The 17538-nt window shown below is 69.1% G+C and carries 14 protein-coding genes; 6 read left to right on the top strand and 8 right to left on the bottom strand.

Going from position 1 to position 17538, the window contains the following annotated elements; translation table 11 throughout:
• The first annotated feature begins 60 nt into the window (after positions 1-60).
• On the top strand, positions 61-2520 hold the full coding sequence (locus ACFC3F_RS01695) for a DNA topoisomerase (ATP-hydrolyzing) subunit A (protein WP_376125780.1): 2460 nt from the start codon (positions 61-63) through the stop codon (positions 2518-2520).
• Positions 2521-2782: 262 nt separating this feature from the next.
• Here the strand turns inward: ACFC3F_RS01695 and ACFC3F_RS01690 are convergent, their stop codons facing one another.
• Positions 2783-3073 carry a GIY-YIG nuclease family protein gene (locus tag ACFC3F_RS01690; protein WP_376125777.1) on the bottom strand — a complete coding sequence of 97 codons (291 nt, stop codon included), beginning with the start codon at positions 3071-3073 and terminating at the stop codon, positions 2783-2785.
• 286 nt (positions 3074-3359) lie between these two features.
• Positions 3360-5453: a type IIA DNA topoisomerase subunit B gene (locus tag ACFC3F_RS01685; RefSeq protein ID WP_376125774.1), complete on the bottom strand. Its 2094-nt coding sequence runs from the start codon at positions 5451-5453 to the stop codon at positions 3360-3362.
• 169 nt (positions 5454-5622) lie between these two features.
• Between ACFC3F_RS01685 and ACFC3F_RS01680 the strand changes: the two genes are divergently transcribed.
• On the top strand, positions 5623-5847 hold the full coding sequence (locus ACFC3F_RS01680; RefSeq protein ID WP_376125771.1) for a hypothetical protein: 225 nt from the start codon (positions 5623-5625) through the stop codon (positions 5845-5847).
• Between the two features lie 13 nt (positions 5848-5860).
• Here ACFC3F_RS01680 and ACFC3F_RS01675 read toward each other — a convergent pair whose 3' ends face one another.
• The 4 genes from ACFC3F_RS01675 to ACFC3F_RS01660 all read right to left on the bottom strand — a co-directional run bounded on the left by ACFC3F_RS01675 (position 5861) and on the right by ACFC3F_RS01660 (position 10406).
• The gene (locus ACFC3F_RS01675; RefSeq protein WP_376125769.1) at positions 5861-6616 is read right to left on the bottom strand and encodes a glutamine amidotransferase; all 756 of its coding nucleotides are present in this window, start codon (positions 6614-6616) and stop codon (positions 5861-5863) included.
• The gene (locus ACFC3F_RS01670) at positions 6613-7920 is read right to left on the bottom strand and encodes a MurT ligase domain-containing protein (RefSeq protein ID WP_376125766.1); all 1308 of its coding nucleotides are present in this window, start codon (positions 7918-7920) and stop codon (positions 6613-6615) included. The genes ACFC3F_RS01675 and ACFC3F_RS01670 overlap by 4 nt, the downstream gene beginning before the upstream one ends.
• A complete protein-coding gene (locus ACFC3F_RS01665) occupies positions 7917-9254 on the bottom strand; it encodes an RNA polymerase sigma factor (RefSeq protein WP_376125763.1) in 1338 nt (445 codons plus the stop codon). Before ACFC3F_RS01665 ends, ACFC3F_RS01670 begins: the two co-directional genes overlap by 4 nt.
• A 231-nt stretch (positions 9255-9485) precedes the next feature.
• The gene (locus tag ACFC3F_RS01660) at positions 9486-10406 is read right to left on the bottom strand and encodes a proteasome assembly chaperone family protein (RefSeq protein ID WP_376125760.1); all 921 of its coding nucleotides are present in this window, start codon (positions 10404-10406) and stop codon (positions 9486-9488) included.
• An 84-nt stretch (positions 10407-10490) separates the two neighbouring features.
• Between ACFC3F_RS01660 and ACFC3F_RS01655 the strand changes: the two genes are divergently transcribed.
• The 3 genes from ACFC3F_RS01655 (at position 10491) to sucB (ending at position 15125) form a co-directional block, all read left to right on the top strand.
• Positions 10491-11963: a leucyl aminopeptidase gene (locus ACFC3F_RS01655; protein ID WP_376125757.1), complete on the top strand. Its 1473-nt coding sequence runs from the start codon at positions 10491-10493 to the stop codon at positions 11961-11963.
• Positions 11960-13333 (top strand): dihydrolipoyl dehydrogenase, encoded by a 1374-nt coding sequence (gene lpdA, locus ACFC3F_RS01650; RefSeq protein WP_376125755.1) that lies wholly within the window; start codon positions 11960-11962, stop codon positions 13331-13333. The genes ACFC3F_RS01655 and lpdA overlap by 4 nt, the downstream gene beginning before the upstream one ends.
• A 64-nt stretch (positions 13334-13397) precedes the next feature.
• On the top strand, positions 13398-15125 hold the full coding sequence (sucB, locus tag ACFC3F_RS01645) for a 2-oxoglutarate dehydrogenase, E2 component, dihydrolipoamide succinyltransferase (RefSeq protein ID WP_376125752.1): 1728 nt from the start codon (positions 13398-13400) through the stop codon (positions 15123-15125).
• Positions 15126-15137: 12 nt separating this feature from the next.
• Here the strand turns inward: sucB and ACFC3F_RS01640 are convergent, their stop codons facing one another.
• The gene (locus ACFC3F_RS01640) at positions 15138-16481 is read right to left on the bottom strand and encodes a hypothetical protein (protein ID WP_376125750.1); all 1344 of its coding nucleotides are present in this window, start codon (positions 16479-16481) and stop codon (positions 15138-15140) included.
• 122 nt (positions 16482-16603) lie between these two features.
• On the opposite strand from ACFC3F_RS01640, the gene ACFC3F_RS01635 reads away from it, so the two are divergent.
• Positions 16604-17311, top strand: coding sequence for a DUF4191 domain-containing protein (locus ACFC3F_RS01635; RefSeq protein ID WP_376125747.1), 708 nt, complete (start codon positions 16604-16606; stop codon positions 17309-17311).
• Positions 17312-17317: 6 nt separating this feature from the next.
• Here the strand turns inward: ACFC3F_RS01635 and ACFC3F_RS01630 are convergent.
• Positions 17318-17538 (bottom strand): hypothetical protein (locus ACFC3F_RS01630; RefSeq protein ID WP_376125744.1); only part of this gene is annotated, 221 nt, incomplete at its 5' end.

The raw sequence follows: 17538 nt of genomic DNA, 5'->3' as shown, positions 1-17538 counted from the left end.
TCTCGCACATGCGCAGAAGGCCCTCTCCGGACCGCCGTCACCCGAGGTCGCACCCGCACCATGCCCGCATCCCGCTCCGCCGCCATCCCCGCCGATCACGGACGCATCGAGGACATCGACGTCTCGACCGAGATGCAGACGTCGTTCCTGGAGTACGCGTACTCGGTGATCTACTCGCGGGCCCTGCCCGACGCCCGCGACGGTCTCAAGCCGGTGCAGCGCCGCATCCTCTATCAGATGGCCGACATGGGGCTGCGCCCGGACCGCGGACACGTCAAGAGCGCGCGTGTCGTCGGCGAGGTCATGGGCAAGCTCCACCCGCACGGTGACGCGCCCATCTACGACGCCCTCGTCCGACTCGCGCAGTCGTTCTCGCTGCGCGTCCCGCTCGTCGACGGGCATGGCAACTTCGGCTCGCTCGATGACGGCCCCGCCGCCGCGCGGTACACCGAGGCGCGCCTCGCACCCGCGGCCCTCGCCCTCACCGAGAATCTCGACGAAGACGTCGTCGACTTCATCCCGAACTACGACGGCCAGTTCCAGCAGCCCGAAGTGCTGCCGGCCGCGTTCCCGAACCTGCTCGTCAACGGCACGACCGGCATCGCCGTCGGCATGGCGACGAACATGGCCCCCCACAATCTCATCGAGGTCGTGGGGGCCGCGGTCCACCTGCTCGACAACCCCGATGCGAGCGTCGAGGACCTCATGGAGTTCGTCCCCGGGCCGGATCTGCCCGGCGGCGGGATCATCGTCGGACTCGACGGCATCAAAGACGCCTACGCCAAGGGCCGGGGCAGCTTCCGCACGCGCGCCAAGGTCTCGGTCGAGTCGCTCGGCCCGCGTCGCACCGGCCTCATCGTGACCGAGCTGCCGTATCTCGTCGGCCCGGAGCGCGTGATCGAGAAGATCAAGGATGCCGTGCAGGCCAAGAAGCTGCAGGGCATCGCCGACGTCACCGACCTGACCGACCGGCACAACGGCCTGCGTCTGGTCATCAGCATCAAGACGGGTTTCGATCCCGACGCCGTGCTGCAGCACCTCTACCGGCTGACGCCGCTCGAGGACTCGTTCAGCATGAACAACGTCGCGCTCGTCAAAGGGCAGCCGCAGACGCTCGGGCTGAAGGAGATGCTGCGGGTGTACCTCGATCACCGCATCGAGGTCGTCACGCGACGCAGCCGGTATCGGCTCGAGCGCCGCAAGGAGCGGCTGCACCTCGTCGAGGGTCTGCTCATCGCGATCCTCGACATCGACGAAGTCATCCAGGTCATCCGCGCCTCCGACGACAGCGAGCAGGCGCGCACGCGTCTGCAAGAGGTCTTCGACCTGTCGCAGCTGCAGGCCGAATACATCCTCGAGCTGCGTCTGCGTCGCCTCACGAAGTTCTCGCGCGTCGAGCTCGAGGGCGAGCGCGACGCGCTCAAGACCGAGATCGCCGCGCTGGAAGAGCTGCTCGCGAGCGACGTTCTGCTGCACGCGCAGGTGGCGCGCGAGCTCGATGCGGCGGCCGAGACCTTCGGCACGCCGCGGCGCACCCTCTTGCTCAACGGTGGGCCGGTGGCCCCGCGATCCCGGTCGGCCGCCGCGGCGGCGGACCTTCAGATCGCGGATGCCCCGTGTCGTGTCCTCCTCTCCGCCACGGGCCGGATGGTGCGCGCCGAGCTGGCTGCCGAGACTCCCGGAGGCGGCATCGTGCCGCCGGGGCGTCGCTCGAAGCACGACGCGATCCGTTCAGCCGTCGATGCGACGACCCGCGGCGACCTGGGCGCGGTCACCAGCACCGGTCGTCTGGTGCGCTTCTCTCCCGTCGACCTGCCGTCCGTCCCGGGCAACTCGGTGCAGCTCGCCGCAGGCACGAAGGCGGATCAGTACCTGGGCCTCGCATCGGGTGAGCACGTCATCGCGATCGTGCCGCTCGTGGACTCCCCCGCCGTCGCTCTCGGGACCGCGCAGGGCGTCGTCAAGCGCGTCGCCGCGAGCGAACTCGCGAACAAGCCCGACATCGACATCATCGCGCTCAAGCCGGGTGACCGCGTCGTCGGCGCGGCGCCGGCGCCCGACGACGCCGAACTCGTCTTCGTGACGAGCGATGCACAGCTGCTGCGGTTCGAGGCGTCTTCCGTGCGGCCGCAGGGCCGTGGTGCCGGTGGGATGGCCGGCATCCGGGTCTCGGCCGGTGCGAGCGTCGTGTTCTTCGGCGTCGTCGATGCCGCGGCATCCGACGTGAGCGTCGTGACGATCGCCGGAAGCAACGACGCCCTGTTCGGTGCCGAATCCGGCACGGGCAAGGTCTCATCGTTCGAGGAGTACCCCGCCAAGGGTCGCGGAACCGGGGGCGTGCGCGCGCAGCGGTTCCTCAAAGGCGAAGACGCGCTCACTCTCGCGTGGGCCGGCGAAGACCCGCGTGCGGTGGGCTCCGACGGCGGCGTGCGAGCGCTTCCGCCGTCGGGTGCGAAACGTGACGCCTCGGGCATCCCGCTCGACGGCGTCGTCGGCGCCGTGGGATTCCCCATCCGCTGACCGCTCCCCCACCCCTCGCTCCCCGACCCGGACGACGGGTTCGTCCCTCACCCGCCCGGTCCCTGAGCCTGCCGAAGGGTCGTCGCCGGTCTGGTCCCTGCGCCTGCCGAAGGGTCGTCCCTCGTCCGGTCCCCGAGCCTGCCGAAGGGTCGTCGCCGGTCTGGTCCCTGAGCTTGCCGAAGGGTCGTCGCCGGTCTGGTCCCTGAGCTTGCCGAAGGGTCGTCGCCGGTCTGGTCCCTGAGCTTGCCGAAGGGTCGCTCCTCTACCTCGACCGCTTCCGCGACAACGCGGGTAGATCATCGAGGCGCCCCGCGATGAGAGCGATCTTCTTCGCGCGACTCCAGCCGTGCAGTTGGCGCTCGCGTCGATGGGCGTCGTCGATTCGTTCGTGGTGCTCGGCGTACACGAGCACGACCGGTCGCCGCTTGATCGTGTACCGAGCGGCGAGGTCCTCGTCATTGTTGTGTTCCCAGACGCGGGCCTCGGGCTCCTTCTTCGTGCTGCCGACATAGAGGCGGCCGTCGCGGCATTTCGCGATGTAAACGTGCGGCATGTGTCGATCGTGCCGCGGATCACCGTGGGCGGATGCTGCGGGTCAAGGCCGGTGGACGAAGAGCAGGATGCCGCGGGTGGGGAGGAACCGCTGGTGGCGACCCTTCGGCAAGCTCAGGGACCGGGGCCGGGCCAATGACGACCCTTCGGCAAGCTCAGGGGCCGGGGCCGGGTCAATGACGACCCTTCGGCAAGCTCAGGGGCCGAACGGCGACGACGCTTCGGCAGGCTCAGGGACCGGACGAGGGACGACGCTTCGGCGGGCTCAGGGGCCAGGGCGCGGCGGGTCAGGCGTCGATGCGCTCGCGGGCGAGACTGCCGCTCGAGTCGATGATGAACTCCTTGCGCGGTGCGACATCATTGCCCATGAGCAGTTCGAACACCGTCGAGGCCGCTTCCGCATCTTCCATGCGCACGCGACGCAGCGTCCGCCCTGCGCGGTCCATCGTCGTCGTCGCGAGCTGGTCGGCGTCCATCTCGCCCAGGCCCTTGTAGCGCTGGACGGGCTCCTGCCAGCGCTTGCCCGACTTCGTCAGCTTCGACAGGAGCGCGTGCAGCTCCTGCTCGGAGTAGGTGTAGATCGTGTCGTTCGGCTTCGATCCCGGGTTGACGACGACGACACGGTGCAGCGGTGGCACCGCGGCATAGACGCGGCCCTCGTCGATGAGCGGACGCATGTAGCGGAAGAACAGCGTCAGCAGCAGCGTGCGGATGTGCGCGCCGTCGACATCGGCATCGCTCATCAGGATGACCTTGCCGTACCGTGCCGCGTCGATGTCGAACGAGCGGCCGGACCCGGCGCCGATGACCTGCAGGATGGCGGCGCATTCGGCGTTGCCCAGCATGTCCGCGACCGAGGCTTTCTGGACGTTGAGGATCTTGCCGCGGATCGGCAGCAGCGCCTGGTATTCGCTGTTGCGGGCGAGTTTGGCCGTGCCGAGCGCGGAATCGCCCTCGACGATGAACAGTTCGGATGCCGAGACGTCGTTCGTGCGGCAATCGGCGAGCTTGACCGGCAGTGACGACGACTCGAGCGCGTTCTTGCGTCGCTGGGTCTCTTTGTGTGCGCGCGCCGAGAGGCGGGCCTTCATCTCGGAGACGACCTTTTCCAGCAGCAGCGCGCTCTGCGCCTTGTCGTCGCGCTTGGTCGACGAGAACTTCGCGGTGAGCTGCTTCGTGACGACGTTCGCCACGATCTGCCGCACGGCCGGCGTGCCGAGCACCTCTTTGGTCTGTCCTTCGAACTGCGGTTCGGCCAGGCGCACCGTCAGCACGACCGTGAGGCCCGCGAGGATGTCGTCCTTCTCGATCTTGTCGTTGCCGACCTTGAGGCGACGTGCGTTCTGTTCGATCTGCGAGCGGAGGACCTTGACGAGTCCGGTTTCGAATCCCGCCTGGTGGGTTCCGCCTTTCGGCGTCGCGATGATGTTGACGAACGATCGGTTCACCGTCTCGTAGCCCGTGCCCCACCGCAGTGCGATGTCGACGTGACACGTGCGCTGCAGTTCGGTGGGCACCATCGCGCCGGTCTTCTGCAGGACCGGCACGGTTTCGGTGAATTCACCGTCACCGGTCAGCCGCCACGTGTCGGTGATGGGTGTGTCGGGCGCGAGGAAATCGGCGAACTCGGAGATGCCGCCGTCGAACCGATAGGACGTCACGACGGGTTCGCCGTCGGCGGTGGCGGCGACGGTCGACGGGCGCTCGTCGCGGATGACGATCTCGAGCCCCGGGACGAGGAAAGCGGTCTGTCGCGCGCGCTGCTCGAGCTCGACCAGGTTGAATGCGGCGTCCTTCGTGAAGATCTGGCCGTCCGCCCAGTAGCGGATGCGGGAGCCCGTCACGCCCTTCGGTGCGCGTCCGACGACACGCAGCTCGGAGCTCTTCTCGAAGGGCGTGAAGACCGAGGTCGGTTCGGGGCCCGAGAAGATGCCGGGCTCGCCCCGGTGGAACGACATCGCCCACGTCTTGCCACCGCGGTCGACTTCGACATCGAGACGCTCGGACAGGGCGTTGACCACCGATGCGCCGACGCCGTGCAGCCCACCCGAGGCGGAATACGACCCCCCGCCGAACTTGCCGCCGGCGTGCAGCTTCGTGAAGACGACCTCGACGCCCGACAGTCCCGTCCGAGGTTCGATATCGACGGGGATGCCGCGTGCGCGGTCGCGCACCTCGACACTGCCGTCGGCGTGCAGCACGATCTCGATGTGCGAGCCATGCCCCGCGAGGGCTTCGTCGACCGAGTTGTCGATGATCTCCCACAGGCAGTGCATGAGACCGCGCGAGTCGGTCGAGCCAATATACATGCCGGGCCGTTTGCGGACTGCTTCGAGGCCTTCGAGCACCTGGAGGTGATGGGCGGAGTACTCAGCAGTCACAATCCTCAAGGGTATCCGCGCCCGGCGACAGCGGGCCCGGGACACACGGCAGCCCCGCGGTCCGTACGCGGACAGCGAACGACGACCGGTTCCGGGCATTCCCTGCCGGAACCCATGGTTGTATTTCTCAGACCAGCTGTCGGCTCTGCATACCCGAGGAGGAACCGAGATGACCACGCTTTCGACACCTGCCGAGAACACGGCCGTCCTCGAGCACCGCCTCACTGCGATCGACCGGTGCGATTCGTGCGGCGCTCAGGCTTACATCGCCGCCGAGGTGAACGGCACCGAGATGCTCTTCTGCGCCCACCACGGGCGCAAGTACGAAGAGAAGCTGCGCGCCGTCGCCACGTCGTGGCACGACGAGACCGCGCGGCTCGACGAAACCCGCTGAGGACGCGCTCGGTTCAGAGCTGGATGGCTGTGAACTGAGCGTTCCGTGCGTGACGCTCGATCGCTGCACGGGCGAGATCGGCATGCTGATCGAGGGTCGAGTGTTCGGCAGCGACGACGTATTCCGCTCCCGCACGCGCCGCGGCGCGGCGGAGGAGCGCGTCGGCGAGCTGCGGATTGAGCGGCAGCACGGGGCCCTGCACGTTCGTGGCATAGAGTCCCTCGACGCGGAGAGTCTCGCCGCCGCCCGCGACACCGCCCCGACCTGACACGACGGTTCCGTAACGCGCATCCGCCGGTGCTGCCGGGAGCAGCGTCCACTCCGACGCATGGTCTTCGAATCCGACGAGACGACCATCGGGAGTGTCCGCCACGATGTACCCGACGCGGCGGGTGCGCGTGCGCGCGACGCGGGCAGGAATCAGGCCCAGGCCTTCCAGCCGCGAGTCATCGAGCAGGTCGATCCCGTCGCTGAGCAGCTCGGCGCCGCCGCCGACGCACAGGATCGCCGTGCCGTCGGAGTGTTGCGCCGTGATCCACTCGCGTCGGGCGAGCAGGTCGGCATGCACTGTGCGCATGGCGGAGAGCGGACCGTTGCCGATCACGATCGCATCGGCGTGCTCGGGGGCGGGGTCGCCGATGCCGACGCGCGTCACCTCCGGTGTCAGACCCGCGAAGCGCGCACGTGTCGCGAGCACGTCGACGTTGCCGCGGTCTCCGGTCACACCGAGGAGATCGGGATACAGCTGCACGATCGTGAGCGTCGTCATCGCCGGGCCACTTCCTGGTCGCCGTAGCCGAGCACACGGCGACCGCTCATCATGAGTTCGTAGTTGACGAACCAGACCTGACGTCGCGTCGCCGTTTCGGGGAATGCGCGCATGAGCTGCACCGCCTTCTCCATGTCGGGCTCGACGACGCCGATCGGGATACCCGCATAGGCGAGCCGGGTCGCGATCTGGTGGGCCTTCTCGCCCGTCACGACATCGACGTGGTCGAACGCGGACAGATCGACGTCGTACAGCCACGAGATGTCCGGTGTGCCCTCGTCGATCGCCATCAGGACGCGCTCCGGCGCCCCGTCGAGGGCGTCGACGTTGAGCTGCAGGCTCGGTCCGTTCTTGAACATGACGAACTCGACCTGCTCGCCTGCCGGGTCGCGACGCAGCGGCACGAGCTCGCCGCGCCCGTAGGCGGGTGCCATCCGCGCGAAGCCCGCCGACGCGGCATCCGCGTGGAAGCGATCGCCGAGCACGTGCAGGGCGACGCTCGCGGCGGCCGCTGCGTCGACAGCGTAGTGCAGACCGCGCGCGGGGAGCGTGATGCGGATGCGCTCGCCCGCGAGATCCAGCTCGACGTCGCGCCCTGCGATGGACACGACCTCGGACTCGTACACGCGCTGGTGCGTGCCGGCGACGCCGCTGCGCGTGTCGATCGCGTTCACGAGCCCGTGGGCCGATGCGGCGACGACCTCGGCGGAGGCGCCGAAGAACGATGCGGGTGCCCGCAGCGAGGACTCGTCGACCTTGCTCAGGTAGGGATCGTCGCCGTTGACGACGACGCGCACCGAGGCGCGCGTCGCGGCGTCGAGCATCATGTCGGCGACGCGTTCGGTCTCATAGAAGCGGTACAGCTGGTCGACCTGGACGTTGAGGGCCAGGATGACGCGTGGGCCGAGGATGTCCGCCAACTCGGACGCGAAGCCCTCGTCGACCTCGAGCACGGCGACATCGGCGCGCACCTTCCCGGTGAGCGTCGCATCGGCCAGCAGGGCGCTCGTGACGCCCTGCGGCAGGTTCGCGCCGGTCGGGTTGGTGAAGACCGTCAGTCCGTGAGCCCGCAGGATCTCGCTGATCATGTGGGTCGTGGTCGTCTTGCCGTTCGAGCCGAGCACGAAGACGACGCCGTACGGGAACTGCCCGCCCAGCGTGTTCAGAAGCGTCGGCGCCAGCCGATTCGCGACGTACCCGGGGAACGCCGACCCGCCGCCGCGCAAGCGCGTCGCGAACCGCGCGAGCTTGCCGGCGACGATCGCCGGAACGTACCGGAGGCCGCTGCCGTGGCGCGGGCTCACTCGAGATAGTCCCGCAGCGACTGCGAACGGCTCGGGTGACGCAGCTTGGCCATCGTCTTGGACTCGATCTGACGGATGCGCTCGCGCGTCACGCCGAAGGTGTCGCCGATCTGGTCGAGGGTCTTGGGCTGGCCGTCGCCGAGTCCGAAGCGCATGCGGATGACGCCCGCTTCGCGCTCGGACAGCGAGTCGAGGAGAGACTCGAGCTGACGCTGCAGCATCGTGAAGCCCACCGCATCCGCCGGGACGACCGCTTCGGTGTCCTCGATCAGGTCACCGAACTCGCTGTCGCCGTCTTCGCCGAGGGGGGTGTGCAGCGAGATCGGCTCACGGCCGTACTTCTGCACCTCGACGACCTTCTCGGGCGTCATGTCGAGTTCGCGGCTGAGCTCTTCGGGCGTGGGCTCGCGACCGAGGTCCTGCAGCATCTGCCGCTGCACGCGGGCGAGCTTGTTGATGACCTCGACCATGTGCACGGGGATGCGGATGGTGCGCGCCTGGTCGGCCATCGCGCGGGTGATCGCCTGACGGATCCACCACGTCGCGTAGGTCGAGAACTTGAAGCCCTTCGTGTAGTCGAACTTCTCGACGGCACGGATGAGGCCCAGGTTGCCCTCCTGGATGAGGTCGAGGAACTGCATCCCGCGGCCCGTGTAGCGCTTCGCGAGCGAGACGACCAGTCGCAGGTTCGCACCCAGCAGGTGGCTCTTGGCGCGCTGTCCGTCGCGGGCGACCCACTGCAGGTCCAGTCCCAGTTGCGCCGACTTCTCGGCCGCCGACATGTGCGACAGCTTCTCTTCGGCGAACAGACCCGCCTCGATGCGCATCGCGAGCTCGACCTCTTCGGCCGCGTTCAGCAGCGGCACCTTGCCGATCTGCTTGAGGTAGTCCTTGACGGGGTCGGCGGTCGCGCCGGTGATCTGCGTCGAGTAGACCGGGACGTCCTCGTCGTCGGAGGACGAGATGACGATCGCGCCCGTGGGCAGCGGCTCGGTGAATGCCGGCGTCTTCGTCTCTTCTTCGTCGTCGTCGACGTCGTCGGTGTCTTCCGAAGCCTTGCCCTTGCCTGTGGCGAGCTTGGCGTCGACGTCGACCTCGGTCTCTTCGTCGATCTCGTCTTCGGTCTTGGCCGCCTTCTTCGGCGCGGCCTTCTTGAGAGCCGCCTTCTTCGCGGGAGCCTTGGTCGCGGGTGCCTTCGCCGCGGGCTTCTTCGCCGCGGGCTTCTTCGCCGCGGGCTTCTTCGCCGCAGCCTCCTGCTCGGCAGCAGTGGTCTCGTCCGACTCGACCGCCTTGGCGGCACTCGAGCGGGCTTTCGTGTTCGTGCCTGGAGTCACGTTCTGCCTTTCACCGGTGAGACCCGGAGGGGTCCGGCGCCGGTAGATTTCGGACACTAGTAAGACCCTTGTCAAGTCCGCGGCCCGACAGGGTGGGCCTGTGGGACGGTTGACAACGGGTCAATGCATCCAGTATCGCATACTCATCCCACGACATTCGTCCGCCGTGATAGGGGTGTGCAACAGGGTGCCCTTGGGTCAACCCCGAGGGGCCCCGAAGCATTCCCCGCGTCAGCCGCGTGTGTCGTCGTCGCCGCTCGGCCTACTTGCGAGGAAGCGCTCCAGTTCGGCGGCGAGCTCGTCGGCGCTGGGCAGATCGCCCGTGTGCACCATGGGCGCGGCGAGGGTCGAACCGGCCATATAGGCGTCGTAGCGCTCCTCGAGCGCCTGGAGCATGCGGGACAGCTCGTCGCTCGCGGCCACCTGCTCCTGCACGCGCGTGAGATAGTCGCGGTTCTCGTCGCGCAGATCGTCGCCGGCGAAGACGAGGCCCGTCGCGACGGTGAGGCTGTCGAGTGCCGCCAGGGCCGCGGCGGGGTACTCCGTATCTCCGAGGTAGTGCGGCACGAGCAGCACGAAGCCGGCGACGCGGGCCCCGGCCTCGGCGAACCGGTACTCCAACAGGTGCCCGGCCGTCGCCGGGACCTGCGTGTGCGGCTGCCAGACCGAGTGCGCCTCCGTCAGATCTTTCCGCGTGCCGCTCACGGTCGTGCCGATCGGGCGCGTGTGCGGCACGGGCATGGGGATCGCGTGCACCCAGGTGACGGATGCCACGGAGTACTCGTGCGCCAGCGCGACGACGGCCGTCGCGAAGGCCTCCCACGAGAAATCGGGCTCGTAGCCCGAAAGCAGCAGGAACGGTTGGCCGAGCGTGTCATGCGCGAGCGAGAGCTCGAGCCGCGCCGGACGGTAGTCCGTCAGATGGTCCTGTTCGAACGAGATGATGGGGCGCCGCGCCCGGTAGTCGAGCAGCGCGTCGTTGAGGAACACCGCGATCGGGATCGGCTGCAGGGTGTCGCGGAAGTGGTCGACGACCTGACCGACCGCTCCGCCTGCGTCGGTGAAGCCGGTCAGCGCGATGACGAGCGGCAGGCTCGCCGGAACCGGCGGCGCCGATACCGAGCGCTCGAAGAGCGGACCGTGCGAGGGCATGCGTCCATGCTACGAGTCGCGTCCGACGCGCGGGTCGCGCCGATCCCGCTCACAGCGAACGCCGCCATCTCTAGGATGGAGGACATGTCGTTCCCCGACCTCGAATACCGCACCGATCCGATCCGAGAGGCCGACGCCGACGCCCTCCTCCTCGCACTTCCTCCTATAGAGGACGACGATGTGCTCTCCGACTGGCCGGGGCTCGCGCAGGCGTTGTCGTCCATCGGCTTCACGGGCGCTCCGGGCTCGTACGCCCGGGTCTCCGCTCCCGAGAGCACCAGCCTGCCGCTCGCGCTGGTGGGCACCGGGTCTGATCCGGATGCCGCCGCGCTGCGCGATGCGGTGGGCACCGGCATCCGCTCTCTCGTCGGATTCGAGCACGTCGCCGTCGCCGCGCCTCTCGCCGACCCGCAGCTGTGGTCCGCGGCAGCGGAGGGCGCCGGACTGGGCGGCTACCGCTTCAAGGGATACAAGTCCGAGGCGCCCAAGCCGCGTGCGTCGCGCGTCGTCGTGCACGGGACGGCCGAGGCCGAACCGGGAGAGATCGCCGACATCACGGCGATCGCCGATGCCGCGGCCCTCGTGAAGGACCTCGTCTCGATCCCCGCGGAATGGCTCGGTCCCGCTGACTTCGCGGAGCGCGCCGTCGCCGCCGTGGAAGGTCTCGGCGTATCGGTCGACGTGCTCGACGAAACCCAGCTCGCCGAAGGCGGGTACGGCGGCATCCTGGGCGTCGGACAGGGATCCGATCGTCCGCCCCGCCTCGTCCGGCTCGAGTACGCGCCCGAGGGCGCCGAGCGCCACGTGGCGCTGGTCGGTAAGGGCATCACGTTCGACACCGGCGGTCTCTCGCTCAAGCCGCCCGCGTCCATGGTGGGTATGAAGTACGACATGTGCGGCGCGGCGACGGTGCTCGCGGTACTGCGCGCGGTCGCGGCGATCGGTCTTCCCGTTCGAGTCAGCGCGTGGCTGTGCATCGCCGACAACATGCCGTCCGGCAGGGCAACGCGCCCGGGCGACGTGCTGCGCATGCTCGACGGGACGAGCGTCGAGGTCACCAACACCGACGCCGAGGGCCGTCTCGTCCTCGCGGACGGGCTCGTCGCCGCCAGCCGCACCCAGCCCGACGTGATCGTCGACGTCGCGACGCTGACCGGGGCGATCATCGTCGCGCTCGGCACGCGCCACACCGGCGTGATGGGCGATGACCAGGCGGTGGCGGACTACCTCGCGGCCGCCGCGGCCGTGGGCGAGCCCGCGTGGCAGCTGCCGCTGCCTGCACACATGGCCGAGGATCTCGACTCCCCCATCGCCGATATGCAGAACGCCAAGATCGGCGACCCCGCCGGTGGGTCGATGTTCGCAGGACTCTTCCTGCAGCGCTTCGTCGGACGCGTCGGCGACGACGCGGATGCGCCGCGCATTCCGTGGGTGCACCTGGACATCGCCGGCGTCGGCATGAACAAGGGCTCCGGCTACGGATTCACTGACAAGGGACCGACCGCCGCAACCGTGCGGTCGCTCATCCGCTTCATCGCGGGAGAGGGAACACGATGACTGACCACACTTTCGACCTCGTCGTCCTCGGTGGCGGCAGCGGCGGCTACGCCGCAGCGCTCCGGGCTGCCGAGCTCGGCAAGACCGTCGCCCTGATCGAGAAGGACAAGGTGGGCGGCACGTGCCTGCACCGCGGGTGCATCCCCACCAAAGCGCTGCTGCACGCCGCCGAAGTGGCCGACACGGCACGGGATGCCGCAAGCATGGGCGTGCGCGCGACGCTCGACGGCATCGACCCCGAGGGCGTGCGCGCCTACCGCGAGGGCATCGTCGCGAAGAAGTTCAAGGGGCTCGAGGGCCTCATCAAGGCGCGCGGCATCACGGTCGTCCCGGGAGAAGGACGCCTCGAGGCAGGACCGGCCGTCCGAGTCGGCGATGACCTCTACCGGGGCACCGATGTCGTGCTCGCCACCGGTTCCTACAGCCGCACGCTTCCCGGTCTCGAGATCGGCGGGCGCATCCTCACGAGCGAACAGGCTCTCGCGCTCGATGTGATCCCCGACCGCGTCATCATCCTCGGCGGCGGGGTCATCGGTGTCGAGTTCGCGAGCGTGTGGCGCTCGTTCGGCGTCGACGTGACGATCATCGAAGCGCTGGACCACCTCGTGCCCAACGAGGACATCGCCCTGAGCAAGGGCCTCGAGCGTGCGTTCCGTCGCCGAGGCATCGCCTACTCGCTGGGCGTCCGCTTCCAGTCCGCGACGCAGACCGACGACGCCGTGACGGTGACGCTCGAGAACGACAAGAGCTTCGAGGCCGACTACCTGCTCGTCGCCGTCGGACGCGGTCCTGCAACGGCGGGGCTCGGCTTCGAAGAGGCAGGACTGACGGTCGACCGCGGCTTCGTCGTGACCGACGAGCGTCTGCGCACGGGGGTGGCGAACGTGTGGGCCGTGGGCGACATCGTGCCGGGCCTGCAGCTCGCGCACCGCGGATTCCAGCAGGGGATCTTCGTCGCCGAGGAGATCGCCGGGCTCGAACCCGAAGTGATCCCCGACGTGCAGATCCCCAAGGTGACCTACTCGCACCCCGAGGTCGCCTCGGTCGGTCTGACCGAAGCGCAGGCGGTCGAGGCGCACGGTGCCGACGGGATCGTGTCATACGACTACAACCTCGCCGGAAACGGCAAGAGCGAGATCATCGGCACGGGCGGCCTCGTGAAGGTCGTCCGCCAGAAGGACGGCCCCATCGTCGGCGTGCACCTGCTCGGCGACCGCGTCGGCGAGCTGATCACCGAGGGTCAGCTCGCGGTGGGCTGGCAGGCGCACCCCGAAGACATCGCCCCCTTCATCCACGCCCATCCGACGCAGAGCGAGGCGCTCGGCGAAGCGTTCCTGGCTCTCGCGGGCAAACCGCTGCACGCGCTCTGACCTGCGCGCGCATCGGCATCACTAAGCTAGATACGACATCAGTCATCCTGAAGGAGACAAGCCCATGAGCACTTCCGTGGTCCTCCCCGCGCTCGGCGAGAGCGTCACCGAGGGAACGGTCACCCGCTGGCTCAAGAACGTCGGCGACACCGTAGAGGCGGACGAGGGATTGCTCGAGATCTCTACCGACAAGGTCGACACCGAGATCCCCTCCCCCGTCAGCGGCGTGATCGAAGAGATCCTCGTGCAAGAAGACGACACCGTCGAGGTGGGCGCTGTGCTCGCGAAGATCGGCGACGGTTCAGGAGCGGGATCCTCGGATGCCGCACCCGAAGCCGCTGCGCCGGCTGAGGAGCCCGCGCCCGAGCCGGCCGCACAAGAAGCCGCACCCGCCGAGGCCGCACCCGCTGAGGCCCCGGCCGCGGAGGCTCCCGCGCAGTCGGATGCCCCCGCCCAGGCGGCGTCCGAAGGCAAGCAGGTCGTGCTGCCGGAACTCGGCGAGAGCGTCACCGAGGGAACCGTTACCCGCTGGCTCAAGCAGGTCGGTGACGAGGTCGCCGTCGATGAGCCGCTGCTCGAGATCTCGACCGACAAGGTCGACACCGAGATCCCGTCCCCCTACGCCGGCGTGCTGCAGAAGGTGCTCGCGGAAGAGGACGAGACCGTCGAGGTGGGCGCCGTGCTCGCCGAGATCGGCGACGGTGCGAGCGCTGCCCCGGCCGACACGCCTGCCGCCCCCGAGCCCGAGGCGAAGCCCGAGCCCGCAGCGGCACCGGCCGCGCAGGCCGCTGCTCCGGCACCCGCCGCACAGGCCGCTGCTCCGGCACCCGCCGCACAGGCCGCTGCTCCGGCACCCGCCGCGCCTGCCCCCGCGGCAAGCACGGCCGACGCACCCGCGTATGTGACACCGCTCGTCCGCCGCCTCGCGCAGCAGCAGGGCGTGGACCTCTCGACGGTGACCGGCACGGGCGTCGGCGGACGCATCCGCAAGGAAGACGTGCTCAAGGCTGCCGAAGCTGCATCGAAGCCGGCCGCTGAGGCGCCCGCAGCCGCACCCGCTTCGCTCGAGGTCTCGCCTCTGCGCGGAACGACGCAGCCGATGTCTCGTCTGCGCAAGGTGCTTTCGGAGCGTGCTGTCGCCTCGATGCAGCAGACGGCGCAGCTGACGACGGTCGTCGAGGTCGACGTGACGAAGCTCGCCGCCTTCCGCGATCGCACGAAGGCCGACTTCCTCGCCAAGACGGGCGACAAGCTGTCGTTCCTGCCCTTCTTCGCCCTGGCGGCCGCGGAAGCACTGCAGGCCTACCCCGTCGTCAACTCGACGGTCGACGGCACCGACATCGTGTACCCGGCGTCCGAGAACCTCTCGATCGCCGTCGACACCGAGCGGGGTCTGCTCACGCCCGTCGTGCGCGACGCCGCGAGCAAGAACATCGCGCAGATCGCCCGCGAGATCGCCGATCTCGCAGCCCGCACGCGTGAGAACAAGCTCAAGCCCGATGAGCTCGCCGGCGGCACGTTCACGCTGACGAACACGGGATCGCGCGGGGCGCTCTTCGACACGCCCGTCGTGTTCCTTCCGCAGTCCGCGATCCTCGGCACCGGAATCGTCGTCAAGCGCCCCGGCCTTGTGACGGTCGACGGCAAGGACGCGATCGCGATCCGCTCGTACGTCTACCTCGCGCTGTCGTACGACCACCGCATCATCGACGGAGCCGACGCCGCCCGCTTCCTCGGGGCCGTCAAGTCCCGGCTCGAGGCGGCGGACTTCGAGGGCCAGCTCGGCGCCTGATCTGACGCATCCTCATGGCTGTTGCGCGGCGTAGACGTCGCGCAACAGCCATGAGTCGTCTGTGCGCTGGATGACCACGAGTTGAGACGCCTCGTCCGGTGCGTCGACTCTCAGCACGGCCACACCTCCGAAGTCGTCGAGCAGCGTGACGCTGCGGTCGCTCGCGTTGCGGTCGATGGGCCCGGCGGAGAACGTCGCGCGCGGATCCGTCTGCACCTCGGTGAGGCATTCCACCGACGAGCCGCAGGCGTCGCGCGCGGTCAGAAGGCGGGCCAGGACCGAGGCGTGATCGTCGCCCGCGCTCTCGGGCGGTGATGTGCTCTCTTCTGACGGCGGCGCGCTCTCGAGAGACGGGGCTTCGCCCGTATCGGCCGTCTCGACGACCTCGCCCGTCTCGATGACGTCGGCCATCTCTGCCGCGGGCGTGTTCGCCGCGACGGGCTCGGCGTCACCGGGCCAGAAGGCACCGACGGCGATGACAAGGCCCGCGACGCCGGCGGCAACGGCCCACGGCCGCCCGTGCGTGCGGGTGCCGCGTTCGCGCCATCGCCGCCATACTCGCGTCGTCGTGCGCGACACGAGGTCGGAGACGTCGGCGTCGACGTGTCGGGCGAGACTGTCGAAGAGGGTGCCTCGCTCACGTGCCTCGGCCGGTGTCGTGACGGAGCGCTCGCGCGCTGTCGATGACGCTTCCGAACGCCACGACGCGGACGGCGCAGCGAGGACCGCGTCGCCGAGCGGCTCGGGTCGGGCCAGTGCGAACAGCTCGTCTTCGAGCCGTGCGACGGCGGGATCGGTGAGCGCGCGGGTGGTGATGGTCTCGATCAGGTCGTGCCAGACGGGGGACGACGGCTCGGCGAGCTCGTCGAGCAGTCGGGTCGAGGCCTCGACCGCGTCGTCGGAGGAGAGCCCGGTCGCCAGCACGGGCCTGCCGGCGTCGGTCAGCCACCACTCCCCTGTCACCGACGCTTCGTCGAGCGTGCGAGGGATCCGAGCAAGCTCGGCGATACCGCGCAGCACGCTGACGGCGATCGTCACCCGCTCGCCGTTCGTGAGCTCGACACGTGCTTCGCGTCGGCGACGAAGCGCGTCCGCCACGCGGCGCGGGCACGCCGGAAGGACGACGTCATGGCCATCCGTGCGGCGCGCGATATCGAGGCAGGCGAGCACGTGACCGCCTTCCGAGGCATGCCACCCCGGCCACGAGTCGTCGAACACCGAGGCATCGGTGAGCACGCGCGATCGTCCGTCGGCAAGACGCACGAGGGTACCCGGCCACGGCGCGTCCACGCCCGCCGTCACACGTCGCACGACGCGGTAGGGCTCGAGCAGGCGCTCGTTCGCGGCGGTCGGCATACGAGAAGTGTGTCCTGCGATCGGATGACGCCGAGGGGCGAGCGGAGCATCTGTGGGTGATGCGCCGGTCGATCGGGTTGGGGAGGAACGGTCACAGGAGCGGAAAAGGTAGGCTGGGTCTCATGGCCCGCAGTACCGCTCCCGAGAAGCGGCCCGGCTTCTTCTCGCAGATCCGCACCCTCTACGTCTTCACACAGAAGGCGTTCCGGTGGCTTCCCTTCCTCCTCGTCGGCATTCTGCTGGTGGGCATCGGAATCGGCGTCACCGTCGGACTCCTCATCCCTCCGACGGCAGTCTGGAGTGTCATCCTGTGGGGTGTCACGGGACTCATGTTCGGCATCCTGGGCTCGCTCATGGTGATGACGCGGTTGTCGACACGCGCGATGTACACGCGACTCGACGGGATGCCGGGGGCCGCGGGCCACGTCATCTCGACGTCGCTCGGGCGCAAGTGGCAGGCCAGCGAGATGCCCGTCGGAGTGAACCCGAAGACGCAGGAGGCCGTGTTCCGCGCGATCGGCCGCGGAGGCGTCGTCATCATCGGCGAAGGTGCCCGCGGGCGCCTCACGCGCCTTGTGAACGACGAGCGCATGAAGGTGCAGCGCGTCGCCTCGGGCGTGCCGATCACGGTGCTCTACGTGGGCCACGGTGAAGACGAAGTGCCCATCAGCAAGCTGGCGCCGACCATCAAGTCGCTGCCGAAGTCGATCGATCGGGCGACGATGGCCGCTGTCATCAAGCGTGTCGATTCGGTGTCGCAGTCGCTCGCCTCGCTGCCGATCCCCAAGGGGATCGACCCCACGAAGGCCCGGGCGCCGCGCCCGCGCTGACGAGCGTCAGGCGCGGACCAGCACCGTGCCCGCTGCTTTGTCGAGCCGCGTCGGCGAGAGATCGAGTAGCCGCGAATGCGGCGTATCGAGATCCGTGTGGGGTGGGTCAGGCGCGGATGAGCACCGTGCCCGCTGCTTTGTCGAGCCGCGTCGGCGAGAGATCGAGTAGCCGCGAATGCGGCGTATCGAGATCCGTGTGGGGTGGGTCAGGCGCGGATGAGCACCGG

Origin of the sequence: Microbacterium sp. NPDC055910 (assembly GCF_042271185.1) — a bacterium.
GTDB lineage: Bacteria > Actinomycetota > Actinomycetes > Actinomycetales > Microbacteriaceae > Microbacterium.
The sequence above is the reverse complement of the archived record's forward strand: the minus strand, read 5'-3'. Positions and strand labels throughout refer to the sequence as shown.

Excerpts from the sequence above, each read along its gene's own strand:
- lpdA (WP_376125755.1), top strand. The coding sequence starts at position 11,960 with ATGACTGACCACACTTTCGACCTCGTCGTCCTCGGTGGCGGCAGCGGC.
- ACFC3F_RS01680 (WP_376125771.1), top strand. The coding sequence starts at position 5,623 with ATGACCACGCTTTCGACACCTGCCGAGAACACGGCCGTCCTCGAGCAC.
- ACFC3F_RS01640 (WP_376125750.1), bottom strand. The coding sequence starts at position 16,481 with ATGCCGACCGCCGCGAACGAGCGCCTGCTCGAGCCCTACCGCGTCGTG.
- ACFC3F_RS01675 (WP_376125769.1), bottom strand. The coding sequence starts at position 6,616 with ATGACGACGCTCACGATCGTGCAGCTGTATCCCGATCTCCTCGGTGTG.
- ACFC3F_RS01695 (WP_376125780.1), top strand. The coding sequence starts at position 61 with ATGCCCGCATCCCGCTCCGCCGCCATCCCCGCCGATCACGGACGCATC.
- ACFC3F_RS01660 (WP_376125760.1), bottom strand. The coding sequence starts at position 10,406 with ATGCCCTCGCACGGTCCGCTCTTCGAGCGCTCGGTATCGGCGCCGCCG.
- sucB (WP_376125752.1), top strand. The coding sequence starts at position 13,398 with ATGAGCACTTCCGTGGTCCTCCCCGCGCTCGGCGAGAGCGTCACCGAG.
- ACFC3F_RS01690 (WP_376125777.1), bottom strand. The coding sequence starts at position 3,073 with ATGCCGCACGTTTACATCGCGAAATGCCGCGACGGCCGCCTCTATGTC.
- ACFC3F_RS01635 (WP_376125747.1), top strand. The coding sequence starts at position 16,604 with ATGGCCCGCAGTACCGCTCCCGAGAAGCGGCCCGGCTTCTTCTCGCAG.
- ACFC3F_RS01655 (WP_376125757.1), top strand. The coding sequence starts at position 10,491 with ATGTCGTTCCCCGACCTCGAATACCGCACCGATCCGATCCGAGAGGCC.